The organism is Burkholderia sp. 567 (assembly GCF_040545115.1).
GTDB lineage: Bacteria > Pseudomonadota > Gammaproteobacteria > Burkholderiales > Burkholderiaceae > Burkholderia > Burkholderia ambifaria.
This window is the reverse complement of record NZ_JBEPLG010000001.1, coordinates 922937-947455: the sequence shown is the minus strand read 5'-3', so window position 1 is coordinate 947455 and position 24519 is coordinate 922937. Positions and strand designations below refer to the sequence as shown.

General features: G+C 68.0%; 18 protein-coding genes and 1 pseudogene. 3 read left to right on the top strand and 16 right to left on the bottom strand.

Going from position 1 to position 24519, the window contains the following annotated elements; all coding sequences use genetic code 11:
- Positions 1–52: 52 nt before the first annotated feature.
- Both ABIC50_RS04410 and ABIC50_RS04405 read right to left on the bottom strand, forming a co-directional pair.
- Entirely contained in the window at positions 53–850 is a 798-nt protein-coding gene (locus ABIC50_RS04410; protein ID WP_105830852.1) for a 5'-methylthioadenosine/adenosylhomocysteine nucleosidase, read from the bottom strand.
- A complete protein-coding gene (locus tag ABIC50_RS04405; RefSeq protein ID WP_041491152.1) occupies positions 847–3210 on the bottom strand; it encodes a UvrD-helicase domain-containing protein in 2364 nt (787 codons plus the stop codon). Before ABIC50_RS04405 ends, ABIC50_RS04410 begins: the two co-directional genes overlap by 4 nt.
- Before the next feature lie 271 nt (positions 3211–3481).
- Between ABIC50_RS04405 and ABIC50_RS04400 the strand changes: the two genes are divergently transcribed.
- Both ABIC50_RS04400 and galU read left to right on the top strand, forming a co-directional pair.
- Positions 3482–6349, top strand: a complete 2868-nt coding sequence (locus ABIC50_RS04400; RefSeq protein WP_126227593.1) for a valine--tRNA ligase — start codon at positions 3482–3484, stop codon at positions 6347–6349.
- 87 nt (positions 6350–6436) lie between these two features.
- A complete protein-coding gene (galU, locus tag ABIC50_RS04395; RefSeq protein WP_011656638.1) occupies positions 6437–7321 on the top strand; it encodes a UTP--glucose-1-phosphate uridylyltransferase GalU in 885 nt (294 codons plus the stop codon).
- A gap of 60 nt (positions 7322–7381) precedes the next feature.
- On the opposite strand, the gene ABIC50_RS04390 is transcribed toward galU, so the two are convergent.
- The 7 genes and pseudogenes from ABIC50_RS04390 to ABIC50_RS04360 form a co-directional block, all read right to left on the bottom strand.
- Positions 7382–7996, bottom strand: a complete 615-nt coding sequence (locus tag ABIC50_RS04390) for a DUF4136 domain-containing protein (protein WP_354161881.1) — start codon at positions 7994–7996, stop codon at positions 7382–7384.
- A 37-nt stretch (positions 7997–8033) separates the two neighbouring features.
- Positions 8034–10421, bottom strand: a complete 2388-nt coding sequence (locus ABIC50_RS04385; protein WP_354161877.1) for a CHASE2 domain-containing protein — start codon at positions 10419–10421, stop codon at positions 8034–8036.
- Positions 10422–10431: 10 nt separating this feature from the next.
- Positions 10432–11793, bottom strand: a complete 1362-nt coding sequence (locus tag ABIC50_RS04380) for a FecR family protein (RefSeq protein ID WP_354161874.1) — start codon at positions 11791–11793, stop codon at positions 10432–10434.
- On the bottom strand, positions 11790–12494 hold the full coding sequence (locus ABIC50_RS04375) for a response regulator transcription factor (protein ID WP_006756066.1): 705 nt from the start codon (positions 12492–12494) through the stop codon (positions 11790–11792). Before ABIC50_RS04375 ends, ABIC50_RS04380 begins: the two co-directional genes overlap by 4 nt.
- Before the next feature lie 230 nt (positions 12495–12724).
- A pseudogene (locus tag ABIC50_RS04370) lies at positions 12725–13231 on the bottom strand (peptidase).
- A gap of 225 nt (positions 13232–13456) precedes the next feature.
- On the bottom strand, positions 13457–13684 hold the full coding sequence (locus tag ABIC50_RS04365) for a sulfurtransferase TusA family protein (RefSeq protein ID WP_006753156.1): 228 nt from the start codon (positions 13682–13684) through the stop codon (positions 13457–13459).
- Between the two features lie 132 nt (positions 13685–13816).
- On the bottom strand, positions 13817–14752 hold the full coding sequence (locus tag ABIC50_RS04360; RefSeq protein WP_354161871.1) for a LysR family transcriptional regulator: 936 nt from the start codon (positions 14750–14752) through the stop codon (positions 13817–13819).
- A gap of 111 nt (positions 14753–14863) precedes the next feature.
- On the opposite strand from ABIC50_RS04360, the gene ABIC50_RS04355 reads away from it, so the two are divergent.
- On the top strand, positions 14864–16384 hold the full coding sequence (locus ABIC50_RS04355; protein ID WP_354161868.1) for a CoA-acylating methylmalonate-semialdehyde dehydrogenase: 1521 nt from the start codon (positions 14864–14866) through the stop codon (positions 16382–16384).
- 59 nt (positions 16385–16443) lie between these two features.
- Here the strand turns inward: ABIC50_RS04355 and ABIC50_RS04350 are convergent, their stop codons facing one another.
- The 7 genes from ABIC50_RS04350 to ABIC50_RS04320 form a co-directional block, all read right to left on the bottom strand.
- Positions 16444–17328 (bottom strand): MurR/RpiR family transcriptional regulator, encoded by an 885-nt coding sequence (locus ABIC50_RS04350; RefSeq protein WP_175759410.1) that lies wholly within the window; start codon positions 17326–17328, stop codon positions 16444–16446.
- A gap of 291 nt (positions 17329–17619) precedes the next feature.
- Positions 17620–18792, bottom strand: a complete 1173-nt coding sequence (locus ABIC50_RS04345) for a Gfo/Idh/MocA family protein (RefSeq protein WP_354161863.1) — start codon at positions 18790–18792, stop codon at positions 17620–17622.
- Positions 18793–18855: 63 nt separating this feature from the next.
- Positions 18856–19782, bottom strand: coding sequence for a TIM barrel protein (locus tag ABIC50_RS04340; RefSeq protein ID WP_354161861.1), 927 nt, complete (start codon positions 19780–19782; stop codon positions 18856–18858).
- 58 nt (positions 19783–19840) lie between these two features.
- Entirely contained in the window at positions 19841–20854 is a 1014-nt protein-coding gene (iolG, locus tag ABIC50_RS04335) for a bifunctional inositol 2-dehydrogenase/D-chiro-inositol 1-dehydrogenase (protein WP_126227583.1), read from the bottom strand.
- Positions 20855–20917: 63 nt separating this feature from the next.
- Positions 20918–21832 (bottom strand): sugar phosphate isomerase/epimerase family protein, encoded by a 915-nt coding sequence (locus ABIC50_RS04330; RefSeq protein WP_175785338.1) that lies wholly within the window; start codon positions 21830–21832, stop codon positions 20918–20920.
- Between the two features lie 37 nt (positions 21833–21869).
- Complete coding sequence (locus ABIC50_RS04325; RefSeq protein WP_006753148.1) at positions 21870–22895, bottom strand: ABC transporter permease; 1026 nt, start codon at positions 22893–22895, stop codon at positions 21870–21872.
- A gap of 26 nt (positions 22896–22921) precedes the next feature.
- Positions 22922–24496, bottom strand: a complete 1575-nt coding sequence (locus ABIC50_RS04320; RefSeq protein ID WP_354161858.1) for a sugar ABC transporter ATP-binding protein — start codon at positions 24494–24496, stop codon at positions 22922–22924.
- Positions 24497–24519: the final 23 nt, after the last annotated feature.

Here is a 24519-nt window from a genome sequence, read left to right as displayed (position 1 = left end):
GCATGCGTGCCGCGGCTGGTCACTGGCTTGAAGGGAAACGACGGCGGCGGCTTCAGGCCGCCGTCGTCGCATGCAGCGTCAGGAAACGCTTGAGAATGCCGGTTGAATAGCTGCTCGCGATCGCCGACAGGAAGTGCGAGAACGACTGCGTCGCGTGGTCGTCGGCCGTATCGGAGATCGTGCGCACGAGGGCGAACGGCACGTCGTGTTCGGCGCACACCTGCGCGATCGCCGCGCCTTCCATCTCGACCGCGAGCGCGTCGGGCAGCGCGTCGCGCAGCGCGACGACCTCGCGCTCGCTCGACACGAAGCGATCGCCGCTGATGATCAGCCCGCCGTGCAGCGACGCGCCGGCCAGCCCGAAACGCTCGGCGAACCGCGCGCCCTCCTCGGCGACGAACAGCGTGCATGCGGCCTTCAGGCGGGCCGTCAGTTCCAGGTCGGTCGCGAACCGCGTGATGCCGAGCAGCGGCACCTCGTAGCGCGGAAACAGCGGCGACGCATCGAGGTCGTGCTGCAGCAGCGTATCGGCGACGACGACGTCGCCGACGCGCACCGTGCGCGACACACCGCCGGCGACACCGGTGAACACGACGCCGGACACGCCGAACACATGGATCAGCGCACTCACCGTCGCGGCGGCCGCGACCTTGCCGACCCGCGCGAGCGTGACGACGCAGGCCGCGCCGTGCACCGTGCCGAGGTGGTAGTCGCGGCGGCCGAGCGTGATCGTCTTCATCACGCCCTCGGCGCGCATCGCGGCGATCAGGTCGCCGAGCTCCTCGGGCAGCGCGGCCAGAATGCCGAGCGGGCGCGTCGAAACCGTTCCGACCATGTCGATGCTCATCATTCCACCGCCTGCAGTTTCGCGACCGCCAGCGCGAGCCACTTCTCGCCGTGCCGCTTGAACTTCACCTGCGCCTTCGCATCGGCACCGTTGCCTTCGAGCGCGGTGACCGTGCCCTCGCCGAACTTGGTATGAAACACCTGCTGGCCAACGCGAAAGCCGGTGTCGGCCGCGCGCTGCTTGTTCGCGAACGCCGGCAGCGGCGCGGAAACCGCCGCGTCGACGACCTGCTCGCGACTGCCGCCGCCCGGCCGCGAGAACCAGTCGCGCCCCCAACCGGCATTGTCCGAACGGCCGCCCCAACGCGCGCCCGCCTCGACCTTCGGCGTCAGCCACTTCAGCACGTGCTCCGGCAATTCGTCGAAGAAGCGCGAGCGCACGTTGTAGCGCGTCTGGCCGTGCAGCATCCGGCTCTGCGCGAACGACAGGTAGAGCCGCTCCTTCGCGCGCGTGATCGCGACGTACATCAGCCGGCGTTCTTCCTCGAGGCCGTCCGATTCGAGCACGCTGTTCTCGTGCGGGAACAGCCCTTCCTCGAGGCCGGTGATGAACACGGCCGAGAATTCGAGGCCCTTCGCCGCGTGCACCGTCATCAGCTGCACGGCGTCCTGGCCGGCCTGCGCCTGGTTGTCGCCGGCTTCGAGCGATGCATGCGACAGGAAGCCCGCGAGCGGCGTCATCGTGTCGGGGTTCTGCGCGGGGTCGTCGAGCGGCGCCGGATCGAGCACGTCGACCGACGGATCGTTCGCGTCCACGCCGAGCTCCGGCGCCGCGATCGCACCCGCGCGCAGCGGGATCGAGCGGGCCGGCGCGTCGAGCCCATAGCCTTCCTCGCTGACGAACGCGGTGGCCGCGTTCACGAGTTCCTGCAAGTTCTCGAGGCGGTCCTGGCCTTCGCGCTCGCCCTGGTAGAAATCGGCGAGGCCGCTCGCGCGCACGACGTACTCGACCGTCTCGGGCAGGCTCATCTGCTGCGTCTCGGCGCGCATCTTCGCGATCAGCGTCGCGAACCCGCCGAGGCTCGTGCCGGCCTTGCCGGTCACGTACGGAATCGCGGCGGCCATCGAGCAGTCGTACAGGCGCGCGGCATCGGCGAGCTGCTCGATGGAGCGCGCGCCGATCCCGCGCGTCGGGAAGTTCACGACACGTACGAACGCGGTGTCGTCGTTCGGGTTGTCGATCAGGCGCAGGTATGCGAGCGCATGCTTCACTTCCTGGCGCTCGAAGAAGCGCAGGCCGCCGTACACGCGATACGGAATGCCCGACGTCATCAGCGTGTGCTCGATCGCGCGCGATTGCGCGTTGCTGCGATACAGGACCGCGACTTCGCTGCGCGACATCCCGGTGTTGATCAGCGAGCGGATTTCCTCGACGATCCAGCCGGCTTCCTGCGCATCGGTGCTCGCCTCGTACACGCGCACCGGCTCGCCGTGGCCGGCGTCGGTGCGCAGGTTCTTGCCGAGGCGGTGCGCGTTGTTCGAGATCAGCTGGTTCGCCGCGTCGAGGATGTTGCCGTGCGACCGGTAGTTCTGCTCGAGCTTGATCAGGTTGCGCACGCGGAATTCGTCTTCGAAGTCGCGCATGTTGCCGACGTTTGCGCCGCGGAACGCGTAGATCGACTGGTCGTCGTCGCCGACCGCGAAGATCGCGTTCTCGCCGCCCGCGAGCATCTTCAGCCACGCGTACTGCAGCTTGTTGGTGTCCTGGAACTCGTCGACGAGGATGTGCCTGAAGCGTGCCTGGTAGTGCGCGCGCAGCGGCGCGTTGTACGCGAGCAGCTCGTAGCAGCGCAGCAGCAGCTCGGGGAAGTCGACGACGCCCTCGCGCTGGCACTGCTGGTCGTACGCCTGGTACAGCTCGACGAACTTGCGGTTGAAGTTGTCGGTCGCGTCGACCTTGTCGGGACGCAGCCCCTGCTCCTTCGCGTTGTTGATGAAGTACTGGACATTCTTCGGCGGGTACTTCTCGTCGTCGACGTTCGCCGCCTTCATCAGCCGCTTGATCGCGGACAATTGATCGGCCGTGTCGAGGATCTGGAAGGTCTGCGGCAGGCCGGCGTCGCGCCAGTGGGTGCGCAGCATCCGGTTGCACAGCCCGTGGAACGTGCCGATCCACATTCCGCGCGTGTCGATCGGCATCATCGCGGACAAGCGCGCCATCATCTCGCGCGCGGCCTTGTTCGTGAAGGTGACGGCCAGCACGGTGGGCGGCGACGCGTAGCCCTGCTGGATCAGCCACGCGATGCGGGTGATCAGCACGCGGGTCTTGCCGCTGCCCGCCCCCGCGAGGATCAGCGCCGGTTCGTTCGGCAACGTGACGGCGGCGTATTGTTCAGGGTTCAGATTGGCGAGCAGATCGGGCATGGAGCGGCAGCGGGCGTGCGAGAGAAATGCGGACCCGACATTATAAGTCGGCGGCGGAGCTTGCTCCCCGTGATCGAGCAACCAGCAGCGCCTGTCGCCACATGCGCCTATTTGAGAGCTGCAACAAGCGGCAGAAGTCGATGCATCGATACCCCTCGACTCACCGCCGATATTGATGGGCCGATATCAGTGACTGACCATCAATATCGATGCATCTATAATTGTCGGATTCGGCATCCAGTTCACACGCATTTTTCGGCAGATTTTCACTATGAGCGACAGCACGCTTGCGAAGAGTTTCGAACCCCACACCATCGAGTCCCAATGGGGGCCGGAGTGGGAAAAACGCGGCTATGCCGCCCCGGCCTTCGACCCGGCGCGCCCCGATTTCGCGATCCAGCTGCCGCCGCCGAACGTCACCGGCACGCTGCACATGGGCCACGCGTTCAACCAGACGATCATGGACGGCCTCGCGCGCTACCACCGGATGCTCGGCGAGAACACGCTGTGGGTGCCCGGCACCGACCACGCGGGGATCGCGACCCAGATCGTCGTCGAGCGCCAGCTCGATGCGCAAGGCGTGTCGCGCCATGACCTCGGCCGCGAGAAGTTCGTCGAGCGCGTGTGGGAGTGGAAGCAGCAGTCCGGCTCGACGATCACCGGCCAGGTGCGCCGCCTCGGCGCGTCGACCGACTGGTCGCGTGAATATTTCACGATGGACGACAAGATGTCGGCCGCCGTGCGCGACGTGTTCGTCACGCTCTTCGAACAGGGCCTGATCTACCGCGGCAAGCGCCTCGTCAACTGGGATCCGGTGCTGCTCACCGCGGTGTCGGATCTCGAAGTCGCGAGCGAAGAGGAAAACGGCCACCTGTGGCACATCCGCTACCCGCTCGTCGACGGTTCGGGCTCGCTGACCGTCGCGACGACGCGTCCCGAGACGATGCTCGGCGACGTCGCGCTGATGGTCCACCCGGAAGACGAGCGCTACGCGCACTTGATCGGCAAGCTCGTCACGCTGCCGCTGACGGGCCGCGAGATCCCGGTGATCGCCGACGACTACGTCGACCGCGAGTTCGGCACGGGCGTCGTGAAAGTCACGCCCGCGCACGACTTCAACGACTACCAGGTCGGCCTGCGCCACAACCTCGCGCCGATCGAGATCCTCACGCTCGACGCGAAGATCAACGACAACGGCCCCGAGCAGTATCGCGGCCTCGACCGCTTCGACGCACGCAAGGCAATCGTCGCCGACCTCGACGCGCAGGGCTTCCTCGACTCCGTGAAGCCGCACAAGCTGATGGTGCCGCGCGGCGACCGCACGGGCGTCGTGATCGAGCCGATGCTGACCGACCAGTGGTTCGTCGCGATGACGAAGGCGGCGCCGGAAGGCACGTTCAACCCGGGCAAGTCGATCACCGAAACGTCGCTCGACGTCGTGCGCAACGGCCAGATCAAGTTCGTGCCGGAAAACTGGACGACCACCTACTACCAATGGCTCGAGAACATCCAGGACTGGTGCATCTCGCGCCAGCTGTGGTGGGGTCACCAGATTCCCGCGTGGTACGGCGAGAACGGCGAGGTGTTCGTCGCGCGCAACGAGGAAGAAGCGCGCGCGCAGGCCGCCGCGAAGGGCTATGCCGGCGCGCTCAAGCGCGACGAGGACGTGCTCGACACGTGGTTCTCGTCGGCGCTCGTGCCGTTCTCGTCGCTCGGCTGGCCGAACGAAACGCCTGAACTGCAGCACTTCCTGCCGTCGTCGGTGCTCGTCACGGGCTTCGACATCATCTTCTTCTGGGTCGCCCGGATGGTGATGATGACCACGCACTTCACGGGCAAGGTGCCGTTCCACACCGTGTACGTGCACGGCCTCGTGCGCGACGCGGAAGGCCAGAAGATGTCGAAGAGCAAGGGCAACACGCTCGACCCGATCGACATCGTCGACGGCATCGACCTCGAAACGCTGGTCGCGAAGCGCACGACGGGCCTGATGAACCCGAAGCAGGCCGCCACCATCGAGAAGAAGACGCGCAAGGAATTCCCGGACGGCATCGCCGCATTCGGCACCGACGCGCTGCGCTTCACGATGGCGTCGATGGCGACGCTCGGCCGCAACGTGAACTTCGACCTCGCGCGCTGCGAAGGCTATCGCAACTTCTGCAACAAGCTGTGGAACGCGACGCGCTTCGTGCTGATGAACTGCGAAGGCCACGACTGCGGCAACGACAAGCCGGAAGTGTGCGGCGCGGGCGACTGTGGCCCCGGCGGCTACCTCGACTTCTCGGCGGCCGACCGCTGGATCGTGTCGCTGTTGCAGCGCACCGAGGCCGACATCGCGAAGGGCTTCGCCGATTACCGTTTCGACAACATCGCGACCAGCATCTACAAGTTCGTGTGGGACGAGTACTGCGACTGGTACCTCGAACTCGCGAAGGTGCAGATCCAGAACGGCACGCCGGAACAGCAGCGCGCGACGCGCCGCACGCTGCTGCGCGTGCTCGAGACGGTGCTGCGCCTCGCGCACCCGATCATCCCGTTCATCACCGAAGCGCTCTGGCAGAAGGTCGCGCCGCTCGCCGGCCGTTATCCGCAAGGCAAGGCCGAGGGCGAAGCGTCGCTGATGACGCAGGCGTATCCGGTCGCGAACCTGCAGAAGATCGACGAGGCGTCCGAGCAATGGGCGGCCGACCTGAAGGCGATCGTCGACGCGTGCCGCAACCTGCGCGGCGAGATGAACCTGTCGCCGGCGACCAAGGTGCCGCTGCTCGCGGCCGGCGACGCCGAGCGCCTGCGCTCGTTCGCGCCGTACGTGCAGGCCCTCGCCCGCCTGTCGGAAGTCCAGATCCTCGCGGACGAAGCGACGCTCGACAAGGAAGCGCACGGCGCGCCGATCGCGATCGTGGGCCCGAACAAGCTGGTACTGAAGGTGGAGATCGACGTCGCGGCCGAACGCGAGCGCCTGTCGAAGGAAATCGCGCGCCTGACGGGCGAGATCGCGAAGTGCAATGCGAAGCTCGGCAACGAGGCATTCGTCGCGAAGGCGCCGCCGGCCGTGGTCGAGCAGGAACAAAAGCGCGTGGCCGAGTTCGGTAGTACGCTGGAAAAACTGCGCGCCCAGCTCGATCGGTTGCCTGCGTAACAAACGGTAAGGTCGTTTGCGTTCACTATAATCGGAACGTGAACATAGACCGTCTGACAAGTCGATTACAGGAATAAAGGTTCGATCATGTTGAAAGTCAACAAGGCGGTATTCCCGGTTGCCGGTCTCGGCACGCGGTTCCTCCCTGCAACGAAGGCGAGCCCGAAGGAAATGCTGCCGGTCGTCGACAAGCCGCTGATCCAGTACGCGGTCGAGGAAGCGATCGCCGCGGGCATCACCGAGATGATCTTCGTGACCGGGCGCAGCAAGCGCGCAATCGAGGACCACTTCGACAAGTCGTACGAGGTCGAGGCGGAACTCGAGGCGCGCGGCAAGGCAAAGCTGCTCGAGCTCGTGCGCAGCATCAAGCCGAGCCACGTCGACTGCTTCTACGTGCGCCAACCGGAAGCGCTCGGCCTCGGCCATGCGGTGCTGTGCGCGGAAAAGCTCGTGGCGGACAACCCGTTCGCGGTGATCCTCGCCGACGACTTGCTCGACGGCAACCCGCCGGTGATGAAGCAGATGGTCGACGTGTTCGACCACTATCACAGCTCGGTGATCGGCGTGGAAGAGATTCCCCCGTCGGAGACGAAGTCGTACGGGATCGTCGACGGCAAGGAGTGGGAAGAGTCGATCGTCAAGATGTCGGCGATCGTCGAGAAGCCCGCGCCGGAAGTCGCGCCGTCGAACCTCGGCGTGGTCGGCCGCTACATCCTGAAGCCGCGCATCTTCGAACACCTGCGCGCGCTGAAGCCGGGCGCGGGCGGCGAGCTGCAGCTCACCGACGCGATCCAGGCGCTGCTCGCCGACGAACAGGTGCTGGCCTACAAGTACCAGGGCACGCGCTACGACTGCGGCAGCAAGCTCGGCTACCTGAAGGCGACGGTCGAATTCGCGCTGCGTCACCCGGAAGTCGGCACCGAGTTCGACGCGTACCTGCGCACGCGCGGCAACGCGCATCCGGCCGCCTGAACGCGGCCCGGGCCGGCCTCGCCTTTCCGGCGGGCCCGCCCTCACCTCACGGCCGGCGCGTCAGCGCGCGGCGGCCGGCTTCACCGAGACGACGCCCGGCATTGTGCCCGCGTCGTCTTTTTTCGTCTTCACGAGCCAGCCGTCACCCTGCTCGAACGGCAGCTTCGCGAGCGCGCTCCGCACGAGCGTCGGCGCGGCCTGCTGCGTGCCCGCATCGCGATCGCGCAGCGACGCCGACACGCGATAGACGTCCGCGCCGGAGCTCGCGTCGACGAAACGCAGCGTCAGCACGTGGCGGTACACAGTGCCCGCGAACGGCAGCGCGAACGGCGCCGGCCCGTCGACGGTCACGCACGCGCTGCTCGCGGCGCCGCACTGGTCGGCTGTCGCCGCGACCGATGCCGGCTGCGTCGCATACGCGATCGACAGCCGGTAGCGCGCATCCTTGCCGGCTTGCGCGTCGAAGCCGCGCTGCGCGAGCTCGTCGCGCACGAGCGTCTCGATCCGTCGATATTCGGCATCGTCGGCCTGAGCGGCCGTGCGGACGACATCGTAGCCGTGCGCACCGGACGCGAACGCATTCGGCTGCCCGAGCGCGCTCACGCCGGTCGTGACGCCGGCGCAACCCGTCAACAGCGACGCCGCCAATGCGGTCGCTGCCCATTCCTTTCTCATGACTTCCCCCAAATGCCTGCCGTCGTGCCCGGCCCTGTCAGGCGGACGGCTCGTCGATCGCGGGCAGCGACACCGTCACCGCGGTGCCGACACCCACTTCGCTGTCGACCGTCACGCTGCCGCCGTGGCGCGTAACGACCGTCTTCACGAATGCCATGCCGAGCCCCGAACCCGAGATTTCGGGCCGCTCGCCGGCATGGAACCGCTTGAAACGCTCGAACAGATGCCGCTGATCTTCCGGCGCGATGCCGTACCCCTGATCGCGAATCGTACAGAACATCCGCCTCGACGCGTGCTCGATCGTCAGCGTACACGTGATCACCGTGTCGGACGGACTGTATTTGACCGCGTTGTTCAGCACGTTGACGAACGCGCGTGTGATCAGCGAGCGGTCGGCGCGCGTCCAGCCCATGTCGGTGCCGACGTCGGTATCGATGCGGATGCGCTTGGCCTGCGCCTGCGGCCAGACTTCGTCGCTCGCGTCGATCAGCACGTCGACGAGGCTCGTCGGCTCGAGCTGGTACGCCTGCGACTCCGCGCGCGCCAGTTGCACGAATTCGTCGGCAAGCGACAGCGCACGATGCGCATACCGCTCGATCCGCGCGAGCAGCCGGCGCGTCGCGTCGGTCTCGACGCGTTCGCGCTCGATCTCGACGAGCGCGAGGATCGACGACTGCGGCGAGCGCATGTCGTGCGACAGCAGGTGCAGCGCCTCCTCGCGCTGCCGCTCGGCCGCATGCAGCTCGGTCACGTCGACGAGGCCGGCGATCCAGCCCGTCACGTGGCCCTGCGCGTTCGTACATGCCGCGTAGCGTAGCAGATGGTCGAGCCCGTCGCGGTCGCGCACCTCGATGCCGCGCGCCATCGCGTCGTGCTCGGCCTCGAGCGTCGGGTCGAGCGCGGCCGGCCAGTGTTCGCGGATCGCGACGTCGTGTTCGACGTTGCCGTCGACGGTCTTCATGAAGGTCAGCTCGCCGAGCGCGGCGCGCAGCGGCCGCCCTTCCGGCAACGGCAGCGCGAGCCGCGACCCGTAGCGCTTCGCCGCATGGTTCGCGATCAGCACGGTGCCGGCCAGGTCGGTGACGAAGATCGGCTCCGGCATGCTGTCGAGGCTGTCCCACACGAAGCGCTTCATGTCCTGCACGCGCTGCGCGGCCTGCGCCATCAGCGCCATCTGACGTTCGAGCACGTCGCCGCCGACGCTGCGCGTGCGCGGCGCCTCGGGCAGCAGGTGCGGCTCGTCGGCGAGCCGCTGCAGCTCGCGGCGCAGGTACGACATCGTCATTTCGAGGCGCCGCCAGTTCCAGATCGGGTACACGGCGATCAGCCCGAAGATCGCCGGCGCGGGCGACAGCCACACGCGCGCCTCGAACAACAGCGCCACGCTCGCGACGACGGCCGCCGCGGCCAGGCTCAGCGTGAGCAGCAGGCCACGCCACGGCGACAGCATCAGGAAACCGGCCAGCAGCACCGCGAGCGGCAGCAGCGACGCGACGAACAGCCCCGCGCGCGACACGGGCAGGATCGCGCTGCCGGTCGTCAGCATGTCGAGCACGTTCGCATGGATGTACACGCCGGCGAGCGGGCCGAACTCGCCCGACACCGGTGTCGCGAAGCGGTCGTAGAGGCCCGACGCGGTCACCCCGACGACGACGATCTTGCCGCGCAGCGCGTCGGGTTTCACACGCCCTTCGAGCACGTCGTCGAACGACAGCGTCGGATACGCGGGCGTGTTGCGGCTGAACGGGATCAGGTAGCGGCCCTCGCCTGTCACGTCGCGCGACAGGTCGTGCGCATGCGCGCCGGGCGCGCCGCCGACCGGATGCAGGCGGCCGGCCTCGAGCGCGCGGTAGACGGGCACCATCAGTTGCGGCCAGCGCACGCGTCCGTCGCTTTCGAACAGCGCGACGCTGCGCACGATGCCGTCGGGATCGACTTCGAGATTGATGTGACCGAGCCCTGTCGCGCGGGCCGCAAGCTCGGCCACCGGCGGATCGACGGTGCGCGTGCCGTCCGCCTGCTCCGGGCTCAGCAGCACGGCGAGGAACGTCGGTACATGGGCCATCGCGTCCGCGAACGGACGATCCTCAGGCGACTGCTCGGTAAACAGCACGTCGTAGACGACGGCGGCCGGCTGCGCACGCGCCAGCGTGTCGAGCAACCGCGCATGCACGCTGCGCGGCCACGGCCAGCGGCCGAGCGCGGACACGCTCTGGTTGTCGATGTCGACGACGACGACGTCGGGCGACAGCGGCAGGCTGCGCAGCATCAGCAGCCGGTCGTAGATCAGCCCGTCGACGCTCGACGACAGCCGGCCGAGCGCGCACGCGAGGATCACCGCGATCCCGAGGCAGCCGATCGCGATCCACTCGATCAGGAAGCGGCGGCCGAGGCGCCGCCGCGGGGAAACGGAGTCGGTTTTCATGTGCCGCGGATCAGCGCGACAACGTGAACGCGCTGACCGGACTCGTCTTCTGATAGAACTTGCCGCCTTCGAACTCCTCGACCGTCACGGCCCAGTAGTAGTCGCCGGGCGGCAGGTGCGCGACGGTGATCTTGCGCGCGTGCAGGCCGACCTGGTCGACGACCGGCGCGCTCAGGTCCTTCGAGCGCGACAGCACGAACCGGTAGCGCGCATCCTTGCCCGAGCCGTTGGGCGACCAGCGGAACTCGTAGCCGCCGGCGCCGGGCGACGCGCTCGCGTCGAGCCCCATCTGGCGCCGCTCGAACGCATAGGTGCGCGGCATGCCTTCGAGGCCGTTGGTGTCGATCGCGGCGACCCGCACGAAATACGTGCCGTTCGGCACGTCGCGAAACACCGCGCTCGGCGTATCGGTGCGGGTTTCGCGGAACAGGTCGAGCATGCCCGCGTCGTGCGCGAGCTGCAGGTGGTATGCGTGCGCGTCGGCGAGCGGCGCGATGTCGAACGCGACGTCGGGCTCGTCCTGCACCTTGTCCGGATGCGTGAGCGCCGGTGCGGGCAACAGCTGGACGGGCGCGCCGATCGCGCCGGACGACGTGGCGATGCTGCCGAAGTTCGCATGCACGAGCGTCGGGTCGACCGGTTGCCGCTTGCCCGCGACGCCGACGGTGCCGTCGAGCACTTCGATGCGCGTCGCCGCGTTGCCGGCCGCGTCGTAGTTCACGCGAAAGCGCGTGCCGCGCACGCCGGCCACGACCGACGGCGAGCGGATCTGGAAGCGGTCGTCGCGTTTCTTCAGATGCGTGACTTCGCTGTCGACCGAGCCGCGCGTGAGCTCGAACTCGCGATCGAGCGTGCCGGTCAGCACGGTGCGGCGCAGCGTCTTCAGGTCGAGCTGGCTGTCGGGCGGCAGGCTCATGTGCGTGCCGTCGGTGAGCTCGATCGTCACGAAACCGTTCGCGCCGGTGCGCACGCGGTCGCCCTCGTTGAGCGTCGCATCGTCGGCGAGCGGCGCGTAGGCGTCGCCGGACGTGCGCTCGGCCGCACCCTGCACCGCGACGGCACGCGCGGTCAGCTTTTCCTTGCGCAGCCGCGCGACCGGCAGCTTCAGCGCGATGCCAGGCTGCAGGCGCTTCGGGGCCGGCACGCCGTTGATCTGCTGCAGCACCTGCCAGTCGTCCGGGCCCTGCAGGTAGCGCGCGGCGACGTCGTACAGCGTGTCGCCGGCTTGCGTTCGGTAGACGATCGTCTTGCCCGCGGCAGCCGGCGGCCGCGCGGCGGCCTGCTGTGCCGCGCACGCAAGCGCGACCGCGCACGCCGCGCGCAGTGCCGCCGTGCGCAGGCCCGGCGTGCGCTGCGTGAGTCGCGCGATCACTCCGGTTCTCCCTGGCCGACGCGTTCGAGCCGGTAGCCGTAGCCGTAGATCGGCGCGAGGCGATAGCCGTTTTCCGGCCGCAGGCCGAGCTTCGTGCGCAGCATCGAGATGTGCGTGTCCATCGTGCGCGACGGAATGTCGGTCGCCTGCTTCCACACGAGATCGAGAATGTGGGCGCGCGACAGCGGCCGGTCGAGATGCTGGAACAGCAGCAGCGCGAGCTCGAATTCCTTCTGCGTGAGGCTCACGGCCTTGTCGCCGACATACGCCTGCTTCAGGTTCACGTCGAAGCGAAACTGGTCGAACTCGCGAACGGTCGCCTCCGGATTGACCGGATACGCGCGGCGCAGCAGCGAGCCGATGCGCGCGCGCAGGATCGGGCCCGACACGGGCTTGACCACGTAATCGTCGGCGCCGGCGTTGAGGATCTGCGTGATCCCCGCCTCGTCGTCGCGGCTCGTCATGAAGATGATCGGCAGGCTGTGCTCGGACTGGTTCGCACGGACCCACTTCAGCACTTCCTCGCCGGACATGTCGGGCACGTTCCAGTCGAGCACGAGCAGATCGAACGTCTCGCGCTGCAGACGCTTCTTCAGGGCCTTGCCTTCCTTGAACGCATAGCACGTGTGGCCGGCGGCCGTCAGCGTTTGACTGACGAAATCCGTCTGGGCCGGATCGTCATCCAGTACAGCAATTCTCATAGCACCCCGCAAATCGAAATCGATCCGTCCAGTTCAGCTCCCCGCGCTCACTCCGCCGCGCCGCACACGGGCACGGCTTCCGACGCCGGCCGGCGAGCCGCCGTTTGCCGATCGCGCACCCTGCGTGACACGGCGCCCCGGCCAATATCTCAAAAACGGGGCACGGACGAACCGGCGATTTCATCATAGTAGTATGAAATTCGCCAAGAAATTGCGCGGACTACGGTCCTTTATTCGAATAATCCTGCCCATCGCGCGATTACGCGCCCTGGTTTGGCGCCCGCCAGGCCGGCCATCGGCTCGGCAAAATCGTCGGCCGGCACACGCCGCCGCCGCGCGAGCGACGGCTACTCCGGCTGCCGCAGTGTCGGCTGCCGCAGCGTCGGCTGCCGCAGCATCCGCTCCAGCTGGCCGCGCACGCGCTCCCACGCCGGCGCCGCATAGTCGGGCTGGCTCGCCGCCCACGCGTGCGCGAGATCGAACACGCGTTCGACCGTCGCGCCGCAATACGTGAGGCCCGCGCCGTCGCCGTGCGCGGCGTCGCGCAGCCGTTCGTCGAGCGATTCGGCCAGCCACGGCATCTCGGCCGCCGCCGAATCGGCATAGGCCTCCAGCGCGGCACGCGCGTGGCGATCCTGTTGCGGGTCGAGCTCGATCCGGCTCGACCCCGCCGCGCGTGCGGGCGCGATGCGTTCCGCCGCGGACGGACTTCGAATGGTCCCTTGTCTGAAGGACATGTCCTCTCCCCGTTTGTACGACGGTCGCGTCAGGCATGGCCCCCGTGCCCGCCTCGTATGACGTACCGTGGCCGGCGCATCCATCCGAGACGGACGACCGGCCGGGTCAGTATACGCAGCCGGTCGTTCGACGAGGTTTAAGAATTGTCAGAGGCAGCGAAGGCGCGGCCGGCCCGCCACGGGCGCTGCCCGGCCGGGTGCCGCGAGAGGCGCGTGATGTGGCCGTCAGCGGCGGCGCATCAGGAATACGAAGGTCTTGTCCTGGGTCGTCACTTCGACGATCTCGTTGCCCGTCTGCTTCGCGAACGCGGCGAAATCGCGCTGCGAGCCCGGATCGGTCGCGAGCACCTTGAGGATCTGCCCGCTCTCCATATCGGCGAGCGCTTTCTTGGCGCGCAGGATCGGCAACGGGCAATTAAGCCCGCGCGCGTCCACTTCCTTGTGAATCTGCATCGGCTGTCGACCTTCGAGTGACGCGCCACGCGGGCGCGGGAGGAAGCGGCGATTTTACCGCAGCGCGGCCGGCCCTGCCCGCGCCGCCCAGGCACGACCAATGGGGCAGGCAGGCACGGCCGCGCGCGCCGCTCAGGCGCCCGAAAAACCGCCGGCGAGCCGCTCGCGCAGGTGCCGCACCAGCGCGCGCACCGCGCTCGGCACGACCGGACTGTACGGCCGGATCGCGAAGATATGGTCGCCGAACGCGCCCGACGGCCGCCAGCCGTCGAGCAGCGCGACGAGCCGGCCTGCGTCGAGATCGCGCTGCGCGCTGAAATCCGGCAGCAGCGCGATGCCGAGCCCGCCGAGCGCCGCCTCGCGCATCGCCTCGCTGTTATTGGCCGCGAAGCTGCCGCGCACCGGCACGCTCACGCGCTGGCGGCGCCGGCCGTCGGGCTCGAAGCTCCAGGCGGCCGGCTCGTTGTCGCGCAGGTAGCACAGGCAGCTGTGATCGACGAGCTCGCTCGGGTGGCGCGGCGCGCCGCGCGCATCGAGGTAGTCGCGGCTCGCGACCAGCAGCGAACGCGTGTCGCACAGCTTCCACGCGACGTGAGTCTGCGGCGCGGTCGTCGTATGGCGGATCGCGAGATCGAAGCCCTCCTGCGTCAGCGAATGCAGCCGGTCGGACAGGTCGAGCTCGATGTGCACGCCCGGATGCTGCCGCAGGAAATCGGGCAGGTGCGGCACCACCTGCTGGCGCCCGAGCGCGACGGGCGCCGTCACGCGCAGCAGCCCGCGCGGTTCGCCGGCCAGATCCTTCACGCGCGCGAAATGCTGGCCGATCGACTCGAACGCGTCGCGCGTGCTGTCGACCAGCGTCTGGCCCGCGTCGGTGAGCCGCACGCTGCGCGTGGTGCGCCGCACGAGCGGCACGCCGGCCGCCTTCTCGAGATCGGCGATGCGCTGGCTCATCGCGGCCTTGCTGATGCCGAGCCGCTGCGCGGCGGCCGTGAAACTGCCGGCCGCGGCGAGCACCGTCAGCGAATGGATATGCGGCCAGAGCGTCTGGACATTTTGCTGATTCATTCACTGATTATTCAGAATTCTGAACAGTGAATCAAGCTGCGCGGCCTTCTCCCGCCCCGCCGCTTTGCCTAGACTAGGTTCCGTCCGCCCCCCAATCCCCCAGGAGACACGATGAACCCGGTTCCCGCGTACACGTCCGACGCCGACGTCGGCCATTACATCGACGGCGCGCCCGTTGCCGGCCGCAGCGGCCGCTTCCAGGACGTCCTCAACCCGGCGCTGGGCCGCGCGGTGCGCCGCGTCGCGCTCGCCGACGGCGACGAAGTGCAGCGCGCCGTCGCGTCGGCCCATGCCGCGTTCCCGGCCTGGGCCGAGACGCCGCCGATCCGCCGCGCACGCGTGCTGCACCGCTTCCTGCAACTGATGAACGAGCATCGCGATACCCTCGCGGCGATCATCACGGCCGAGCACGGCAAGGTGTTCTCCGACGCGCAGGGCGAAGTCGCGCGCGGCATCGACATCATCGAATTCGCGTGCGGCGTGCCGCAGTTGCTAAAGGGCGACTTCACCGACCAGGTCAGCACCGGCATCGACAACTGGACGATGCGCCAGCCGCTCGGCGTCGTCGCGGGCATCACGCCGTTCAACTTCCCGTGCATGGTGCCGTGCTGGATGTTCCCGGTCGCGCTCGCGACGGGCAACACGTTCGTGCTGAAGCCGAGCGAGCGCGACCCGTCGGCGGCGCTGTTCATCGCCGACCTGCTCACGCAGGCCGGCCTCCCCGCCGGCGTGTTCAACGTCGTGCAGGGCGACAAGGGCGCGGTCGACGCGCTGCTCGACCATCCGGACGTGCAGGCCGTCAGCTTCGTCGGCTCGACGCCGATCGCAGCCTACGTGCAGCAGCGCGCGGTGCAGTCGGGCAAGCGCGTGCAGGCGCTCGGCGGCGCGAAGAACCACCTCGTCGTGATGCCGGACGCGAACATCGAGCAGGCGGTCGATGCGCTGATCGGCGCCGCGTACGGCTCGGCCGGCGAACGCTGCATGGCGATCAGCATCGCGGTGCTGGTCGGCGACGTGGCCGACCGGATCGTGCCGGCGGTCGCCGAACGCGCGCGCAAGCTGGTGATCGGCGACGGGATGTCGCCGGAAGTCGAGATGGGCCCGATCGTCACCGGCGAAGCGCTCAAGCGCATCGAAGGCTATATCGAGCAAGGCGTCAGCGAAGGCGCGCAACTGGTGGTCGACGGGCGCGGGCTGCGCGTGCCGGGCCGCGAGCAAGGCTTCTTCACCGGCGGCACGCTGTTCGATCACGTGAGCCCCGACATGCGCATCTATAAGGAAGAAATCTTCGGGCCGGTGCTCGGCTGCGTGCGCGTGAAGGACTTCGGCGAAGCGGTCGACCTGATCAATGCGCACGAGTTTGGCAACGGCGTCGCCTGCTACACGAGCGACGGCGGCATCGCACGCGAGTTCGCGCGGCGCATCCAGGTCGGGATGGTCGGCATCAACGTGCCGATTCCGGTGCCGATGGCATGGCACGGCTTCGGCGGCTGGAAGAAGAGCCTGTTCGGCGACATGCATGCGTACGGCGAGGAAGGCGTGCGCTTCTACACGCGCCAGAAGTCGGTGATGCAGCGCTGGTCGTCGAGCATCGGCAAGGGCGCCGAGTTCGCGATGCCGACCGCGAAGTAAGGGCCCGCGCGCCGCCCGCCGGGCAATCCGGCGGGCGGCGGGCGAGCACATGGCCGGTGTCAGCCGGCCTTCGTGCCGTGTGCGCCGTCGGCGGTCGGCAGGTACGACAGCTCGAGGCGGTACGCGAGCGCGACGAACAGGCTCTGCGCGAGGCCCATCGTCGCGGTCAGCGCGCGGAACCCGAACGTCGCGCTGTCCTGCACCATCAGCGTCACCTCGGCCTCCCGCGCGAGCGGGCTCATCCGGCTGTCGGTGATCGCGATCAGGCGCGCGCCGCGCTGCACGGCCTGCTGCGCGACCTGCACGGTTTCTTCCGCATACGGCATGAACGAAATCACGATCATCACGTCGCCTTCGCGCACCGAACGGATCTGGCCGAGATGCATGCTGCCGAGCGCGCTGAACAGGCCGATGCGCTTGTCGGTGTGCTGCAGCGCATAGTCGAGATACACGGCGATCGGAAACGCGCGGCGCGAGCCGGCGATCCAGATTGCCTGCGTGTCGGCGAGCAGGTCGACGGCCTGCGCGAGCGCCTGCGGATCGAGCGTCTGCCGCAGCTGCTGCATCCCGGCGATGCTGCCCTTGATGAATTCGTCGGCGATCTGCTCGGGCTGCAGGCTCGACGAGCCCGATTCGATCACGTCGCGCAACCGCAGGTTGTACGCGCGGCCCGGCGCGATCTGCTGGGCCAGGCCCTCGCGGAACAGACGCTGCATCTCGGAGAAGCCGGAGAAGCCGAAATGCTTCGCGAACCGCACGACGGCCGACGGCTGGACGCCGCAGGCCTCCGCGAGCGACTGGATGCCCTCCAGGCCAAGCTGGTCGCGATGCGTTTCCACGTGACGCGCAATCACCTTCAGGCGATTGCTGAGGCCGTCGTACTCCTGCGTCAGATGCTGCAGGAACTCCTCGACGGTGGCGGGAGGTTTCTCGGATGAACTCATCGGATAGCGCGAAGTTGACGGCCCCGATGCGCGCGCGGCTTGCGGGCGCGGCCCGGGACTCCCCTGAATACATGCATGAAGGGCGAATTTAATCACGTTTGCGGCACGGCCCGTGCCGCCTGCTCGCTCCCACGCGCTCGATCATCACCTGCACACGCTCCACGGCGATACTGGAACCGTACCGGGACCGTACCGGAGCCCATTTTCCAATGCGCTCGCCGCGCCGTAAAGATCAGGGCCGCTACCGACGCCGGCGGCCGACGGCCGATGCCGCGCATCGGCTGCCATGACTCAACGATAGTCGACCCACACGCCGCCCGCATCGGCGGAGCGCACGCAGTTCTCGACCCAGCGCACGCCTTCGACGCCCGCATGAACGTCCGGAAAGCGGATGTTCTGCAATGCTTGCGCGTCGCCGCGATCGGCCGCATCCATCGCGAGCGCGAAACGCGCATACAGGTTCGACCATGCTTCGAACAGCCCTTCCGGATGCCCGGCGCCGATGCGATCCTCGCGCAATGCGTGCGGATGCAGATAGCCCATCCCGCGATCGAGCACCTGCGCGGGCTGCCCCTGGATTTCGTAGCGCAACTGGTTCGGATGCTCGTCCCACCATTCGACGCTCGCCTTCGAGCCGATCACGCGCACCTTTTGCCCGTGCATCGAGCCCGCGTTCACCGCGCTCGACCAGACGTAGCCGATCGCGCCCGTGTCGTATTCCATGATCGTGAACGCGTTGTCCTCGAGCGGCGCGCGGCTCTTCACGAAGCTCTGCCGCGAGCACATCAGCCGGCGGATCTTCAGCTCGGGCGCCATCACCTCCGAGATGTACAGCGGATGCGTGCCGATGTCGCCGAGCACGTAGCTCGGGCCCGCGAACGTCGGATCGACGCGCCAGCGCGCGGCCGCGCTGGCGGCCTCGACGCCCTCGCTGTGAAAGCCGTGCGCGAACTGCATCTGCACGATGCGGATCTCGCCGAGATCGCCGCGCGCGATCATCTCGCGCGCCTGCTCGATCATCTGGTGGCCCGAATAGCCGTACGCGACGCCGACAATGCGGTTCTTCTCGATCGACAGCCGCTGCAGCGCCTCGGCCTCCGCGGTCGTGAAGCACAGTGGCTTCTCGCAGACCACATGGAGCCCCGCGTTGAGCGCCGCGCGGCAGATCTCGAAGTGCGTGTTGTTCGGCGTCGCGATCGACACCGCGCGGATGCCATCGGCGCGGCGTGCCTCGGCATCGAACATCGCGCGGTAGTCGGGATAGCAGCGCCCGGCGTCGACGCCGAGCTTCACACCGAACTGCCGCCCGCGCTCGGCGTCGATATCGAACGCGCCGGCGACCAGCCGGAAGCTGCCGTCGCGCAGCGCGGCCGACCGATGGCTGTAGCCGATCTGGCTGCCAAGCCCGCCGCCGACCATGCCCCAGGGAATCGAATGTCCGAGCAGAATCTGTCCGTCGATCATGATTGTCGTGTTCCTGTCCGTGTTCAGGTGTTCAGATGTTCAAAGGTTCAGGCGGTCGACCGTTCATGCGAATCCGGCCGACGCGAGAAACGCGCGGCTCGCCGCGACGTCGCGCAGGCTCGTGCCGGCGTTGCGCGGATCGCGCTCCTGTTCGATCGTGATGTAGCCGGCATAGCCGATATCGTCGAGCGCGCGACGGATCGCGCGGTAGTCGAGCACGCCGTTGCCGATCGGGCACATCACGCCGCGCGCGCAGGCCGCGAAGAACGCGATGTGCTCGCCCATCACCGCGTCGTAGACGGCCGCGTCGATATCCTTGAAATGCACGTAGTCGAGCCGCGCCGCATGGCGGCGCAGCCAGGTCTCGGGATCCATCCCCGAGTAGTACAGGTGGCCGGTGTCGAGACACAGGCCGGCCGTGTCGGCCGCGATGTCGGCGACGATCCGGTCGATCTCGTCCGCGAACTCGATGTAGCCGCCCGCATGCGGATGGATCACCGCGCGCACGCCGAATTCGTCGCGCGCGATCGTCGCGATCCGGCGGATGTGGTCGACCATCCGCGCCCAGCGCTCGGCGCCCAGGCGCGGCGCGCGCGCCGTATGGCCGGCCGCGTAGTCGCGCTCCTCGTGCCCCCAGTCCATCACGACCAGGTACGGCGCCGCGTAGCGCTGGCCGTGCTGCGTCGGCAGCTTCGGCAGTCGCGTGATCAGCGCGCAGATCTCGCGCGTCTGGCGCAGCAGGTTCGGCAGGTTCTTCGGCGACACCAGATCGTCGAAGATCGTGCCGGCGGTGATGCTCAGGCGCTGCCGTTCGAGCTCCGCGCTCACCACGTCGAGTTCGAGCGGGATATAGCCGTAGGGCCCGAGCTCGATGCCCGAGTAGCCGGCCTGCGCGGCCTCGGCGAGCACGTGTCGCCACGACGGCAGGTGCGGGTTGTTTACGTCGTCGACGCCCCAGCAGCAGGGCGCGCAGCCAATCTTCATCGTCATGTCGGTCAGTCCGGCAGAAAAGCGGCGCGGTGCCGCGTGCGGGTGGCGCGGCCGTGGCTCAGCCGCGATAGAACGCCGGGCGTTCGGCCATCGCGATCGGCTCGACCGCCCCGCTCTGCTGTGCGCGCACGCACGCGTCGGCCGCGACCGCCGCCGCGTAGCCGTCCCACGCGGACGGGCCGGTCAGCGCACCTTGCCGCACGCCGTCGATGAATGCCTGCAGCTCGACGTCGTACGACGCGATGAAGCGCTCCTTCCAGTCGGTCATGATCTCGACCGATTGCCGCGCCGCGTGCTTGAGCCCGACCGCCGGCGGATCGGGCAGCTTCGCGATGCCGTTCTCGCCCACGACCTCGCACTGGATGTCGTAGCCGTACTGGCAGTTGACGAAGATCTCGACGTCGATGCGCACGCCGCTCGCGGTTTCGAGCAGCACGATCTGCGGATCGGCGAGATGCGCGCTCGCGTGGCGCGTCTTCTTCGGGTAGACGACCTGCGCGCTCGTATAGTCCTCACCGAGCAGCCAGCGCAGCACGTCGAGCTCGTGGATCAGCGTGTCGGTGATCGCCATGTCGGTCGTGTAGCGCTCGCCGACCGACTGGTTGCGGTGCGCGCAATGCAGCATCAGCGGCGCGCCGATCCCGCCACTGTCGATCACGTGCTTCAGCGCGCGATAACCTTCGTCGTACGGCCGCATGAAGCCGACCTGCACGAGCCGGCGGCCGTGCGCGACCTCGGCCTCGACGATCCGCATGCAGCCTTGCGCGGTCACCGCGAGCGGCTTCTCGCAGAACACCGGCTTGCCGTGCGCGATCGCGTCGAGCACGAACGCTTCGTGCGTCGGCCCCCACGACGTGACGAGCACGGCCTGCACGTCGGCGGCCGCGACCACCTCGTGGCCGTCGCCGTAGATTTCCGCATCGAGCCCGTACTTCGTCACCGCATCGCGCGCCTGCTGCGGATCGATGTCGTTGACGGCCACCACGCGCGCGCCGGACAGCGTGCGCGTCAGCCTGCGGATATGGTCCTGGCCGATCGCGCCGCAGCCGATCACGCCGATTTGCAAGGTCATCCGGATATCTCCAGTCTGTCGTTAATCCATGGCGCGGCCGGTGCCGCGCCGGTCGGTATTGAGTCAGCGCGCCGCCGCGCGATCGAAATGGCGCTCGACGTAGCGCTGGATCGTGTCGCGCATGTAGCGTGACGACGCTTCCGCGCGGTCCTCCCACGCGAACACGCACGACGACATCACGCCGTCGAAGCCGGCGTCGCCGAGCGCGCGGAAAAACATGTCCCAGTCGATCTCGCCCTGCCCGATGTCGAGATGCTGGTGCACGCGGATCTGGTTCGAGCCGGGCGGGTTGACGATGTAGCGCAGCTGGCTGCTCTTGCGGTGGTCGAAGGTGTCGGCCACGCGCACGTGCGCGAGAATCGGCGCGGCCTGCGCGATCATCGCGGCCATGTCGTCGCCGTAGTAGAACGTGTGCGGCGCGATGTACGACAGCTTCAGCGACGGCGAGCCGAGGTTCGTGACGATGTCGATCGCCGGCTGCAGCTGCTCGATCCAGTCCTCCGGATGCGGCTCGACCGACAGCACGATGCGTTCGCGCTCGAGGATCGGCAGCAACTCGTCCATCGAACGGAACCAGGCGGCTTCGCACAGCTCCTTCGGGTTCGCGCCCGGCCGCTCGCCGACCGAGCGCTCCGGCGACGCGCCGCGCCCGAACTCGGACACCATCAGCGCGCATTCCATCTCGATGGCGACCTCGATCGCCTTCTTCCAGCAGCGCACCGCCCATTGCCGCTCGTCCTCGAACGGGCTGGCCCAGCGGTACATCGGCTGCAGCGACGCGAGCCCCACGCCGCTTGCGCGCAACGCGTGCCGGAACGCGGTCATGCGCGCGCGCGTCGCGCGCGGCATCACCCACCAGTCGAGAAAATCGCTGCGCGGCGACAGCTCGATCTGGTCGTAGCCGAGCTCGGCGACCGCGTGCGGCAACCGGTCGAGCGGCAGGTGGCGAATCATGTAGGGATCCAGAGCGATCTTCATCTTCTTTCCGAATGACGTGGGTATCGGTATCGGCCGCTCAGCGGCGCGACTTCTTGTTGCGGTACTGATCGGCGATCACGGCCGCGACGATGATCGCGCCCTTGACCATCTCCTGGTAGTACGCGTCGATCCGGATGAACGTGAAGCCCGACGTCATCACGCCGAGAATCAGCACGCCGATCACGGTGCCCGTCACGCGCCCGAGGCCGCCCGACAGCGACGTACCGCCGATCACGACGGCCGCGATCGCGTCGAGCTCGTACATCACGCCCATGCCCGACTGGCCGGAGATCGCACGCGCGGCCGTCACGGTGCCGGCAATCCCGCTCAACAGGCCCGCGATCGCATAGACGAACACCAGGTGGCGCGTCACGTTGATGCCCGACACGACGGCCGCGTGACGGTTCGCGCCGATCGCATACGTGTACTTGCCGAAGCGCGTGTAGCGCAGTACGACGTGGAAGATCGCGGCCACCACGAGAAAGATGATCACCGGGTTCGCGCCCGCGCCGATCGCCGCGAACGGGTCCGTCAGCATCGACACCGGCATGCCGTTGGTGAACCACTTCGCGAAGCCGCGCGCAGCGACCATCGTGCCGAGCGTCGCGATGAACGGCGGGATGCCCGTCAGCGCGATCAGCGAACCGTTCAGCAGGCCGACCAGCAGCCCGACGCACACGCCGGCCAGCACCGGCCAGATGACCGGCAAGTCGGTCAGGTGCGGGAACACCGCGCGCGGAAAATCGGACACCTGCGCGAGGCTGGCCGACACGACGGCCGCCGCGGCGACGACCGAGCCCGACGACAGGTCGATCCCGCTGGTGATGATCACGAGGTTCACGCCGACCGCGATGATGCCGATCACGGCCATCTGCAGCACGATGATCTCGAGCCGCTCCGCGTTGAACAGGAAGCTCTGGCCGACGACGAGCCAGCCGATCACCTCGAAGAACAGGCTGATGCCCACCAGCACCAGGAAGATGCTCAGTTCGGGCGGCCACTTCGCGTGCCGCGTCTTGATCGTCAGGGACTGCGCGTCCGCGACCGGGTTCAGGTTGCCCATTGCTTTGTCTCCAATCTTGTTTCGGCTCAGCGCGAGGCCAGGTCCATGATGCGGACCTGGTCGGCGTCCTTGCGTTCGACGATGCCGGTCATCCGGCCTTCGTGCATCACCATCACGCGGTCGCTCATGCCGAGCACCTCCGGCATCTCCGACGAGATCATCAGGACTGCGACGCCCTTGCCGGCGAGCGCGCTGACGAGGCGATGGATCTCGGCCTTCGCGCCGACGTCGATCCCGCGCGTCGGTTCGTCGAGGATCAGGATGCGTGGCTGCGTGAGCAGCCAGCGGCCGATCAGCACCTTCTGCTGGTTGCCGCCCGACAGGTTCTGGATTTCCTCGTGCAGCCCGGGCGTCTTCACGCGCAACATCCGGCTCATTGCCTCGCAGTCGCGTTTCAGCTGCGCCTGCCGCACGAAATTGAACTTCACGTAGCGATTGCTGAGCACGGCCGCTTCCATGTTCGCGAGCAGGTCGAGATTCAGGAAGCAGCCGGTGTCCTTGCGATCCTCGGTGAGAAACGCCATTCCGTGCTTCATCGCCTGCGCGGGCGTCGTGATGCGCACCGGCTTGCCGTCGATCCGGATCTCGCCGGCGGTCGCCGGCACCACGCCGAACAGCGCCTCCGCGACATTCGAGCGCCCCGAGCCGACCAGGCCCGCGACGCCGAGGATCTCGCCCGCGCGCAGTTCGAAGCTGACGTCGCGGAACACGCCGTCGACGCCGAGGTTCTTCACGGCCAGCACGACCTCGCCGATCGGCACGTCCTCCTTCGGGAACATCTGCGTGATCTCGCGGCCGACCATCATCCGGATGATGTCGTCGCGCGTGACGTCGGTCGACGCGTGCGTGCCGATGTACTTGCCGTCGCGGAACACCGAGAACTCGTCGGCGATCTCGAACAGCTCGTTCATCTTGTGCGTGATGTAGACGATGCCCTTGCCCTGCTCGCGCAGCTGGCGAATGATCCGGAACAGGTGCGAGACCTCCTTGTCGGTCAGCGCGGAGGTCGGCTCGTCCATGATCAGCACGTCGGAGTCGAACGACACGGCCTTCGCGATCTCGACCATCTGGCGGCTCGCGACGGTCAGCGTACGCACGTCGGCTTCCGGATCGATGTCGATCGACAGCCGCTCGAACAGCGCGGCGGTGCGGCGGCGCAGCGCGGCGTGATCGATCAGGCCGAAGCGGTTCTTCGGTTCGCGGCGGATCCAGATGTTCTCCGCGACCGTCATGTACGGCATCAGGTTGAGTTCCTGGTGAATCATCGCGATCCCGCGATCGAGCGCGTCGAGCGGGCCGCTCAGCACGACGGGCTCGCCGTTGATCAGGATCTCGCCCTGGTCGGGCGTGTAGACGCCGGCGATGATCTTCATCAGCGTCGACTTGCCGGCGCCGTTCTCGCCCATCAGCGCATGCACGGTGCCGCGGCGCACGCGGAACTGCACGCCGTCGAGCGCGACGACGCCGGGAAACGACTTGCCGACGCCGCGCACCTCGAGCAAGCAGTCGGCGACGGGCGCACCGGACGAACCCGGCGCGGCGAGCGACGCGGCCGGCGCGCCTTCGTTGGCCATCGAGCGCGCCATCCTGGCTGTAAACATGGACGTTCCTCGAAAGTCACACG

Bases quoted from the DNA above. Each gene is read 5' to 3' on its own strand.
- ABIC50_RS04410 (WP_105830852.1), bottom strand. From the start codon at position 850: ATGATGAGCATCGACATGGTCGGAACGGTTTCGACGCGCCCGCTCGGC.
- ABIC50_RS04405 (WP_041491152.1), bottom strand. From the start codon at position 3,210: ATGCCCGATCTGCTCGCCAATCTGAACCCTGAACAATACGCCGCCGTC.
- ABIC50_RS04400 (WP_126227593.1), top strand. From the start codon at position 3,482: ATGAGCGACAGCACGCTTGCGAAGAGTTTCGAACCCCACACCATCGAG.
- galU (WP_011656638.1), top strand. From the start codon at position 6,437: ATGTTGAAAGTCAACAAGGCGGTATTCCCGGTTGCCGGTCTCGGCACG.
- ABIC50_RS04390 (WP_354161881.1), bottom strand. From the start codon at position 7,996: ATGAGAAAGGAATGGGCAGCGACCGCATTGGCGGCGTCGCTGTTGACG.
- ABIC50_RS04385 (WP_354161877.1), bottom strand. From the start codon at position 10,421: ATGAAAACCGACTCCGTTTCCCCGCGGCGGCGCCTCGGCCGCCGCTTC.
- ABIC50_RS04375 (WP_006756066.1), bottom strand. From the start codon at position 12,494: ATGAGAATTGCTGTACTGGATGACGATCCGGCCCAGACGGATTTCGTC.
- ABIC50_RS04365 (WP_006753156.1), bottom strand. From the start codon at position 13,684: ATGCAGATTCACAAGGAAGTGGACGCGCGCGGGCTTAATTGCCCGTTG.
- ABIC50_RS04360 (WP_354161871.1), bottom strand. From the start codon at position 14,752: ATGAATCAGCAAAATGTCCAGACGCTCTGGCCGCATATCCATTCGCTG.
- ABIC50_RS04355 (WP_354161868.1), top strand. From the start codon at position 14,864: ATGAACCCGGTTCCCGCGTACACGTCCGACGCCGACGTCGGCCATTAC.
- ABIC50_RS04350 (WP_175759410.1), bottom strand. From the start codon at position 17,328: ATGAGTTCATCCGAGAAACCTCCCGCCACCGTCGAGGAGTTCCTGCAG.
- ABIC50_RS04345 (WP_354161863.1), bottom strand. From the start codon at position 18,792: ATGATCGACGGACAGATTCTGCTCGGACATTCGATTCCCTGGGGCATG.
- ABIC50_RS04340 (WP_354161861.1), bottom strand. From the start codon at position 19,782: ATGACGATGAAGATTGGCTGCGCGCCCTGCTGCTGGGGCGTCGACGAC.
- iolG (WP_126227583.1), bottom strand. From the start codon at position 20,854: ATGACCTTGCAAATCGGCGTGATCGGCTGCGGCGCGATCGGCCAGGAC.
- ABIC50_RS04330 (WP_175785338.1), bottom strand. From the start codon at position 21,832: ATGAAGATCGCTCTGGATCCCTACATGATTCGCCACCTGCCGCTCGAC.
- ABIC50_RS04325 (WP_006753148.1), bottom strand. From the start codon at position 22,895: ATGGGCAACCTGAACCCGGTCGCGGACGCGCAGTCCCTGACGATCAAG.
- ABIC50_RS04320 (WP_354161858.1), bottom strand. From the start codon at position 24,496: ATGTTTACAGCCAGGATGGCGCGCTCGATGGCCAACGAAGGCGCGCCG.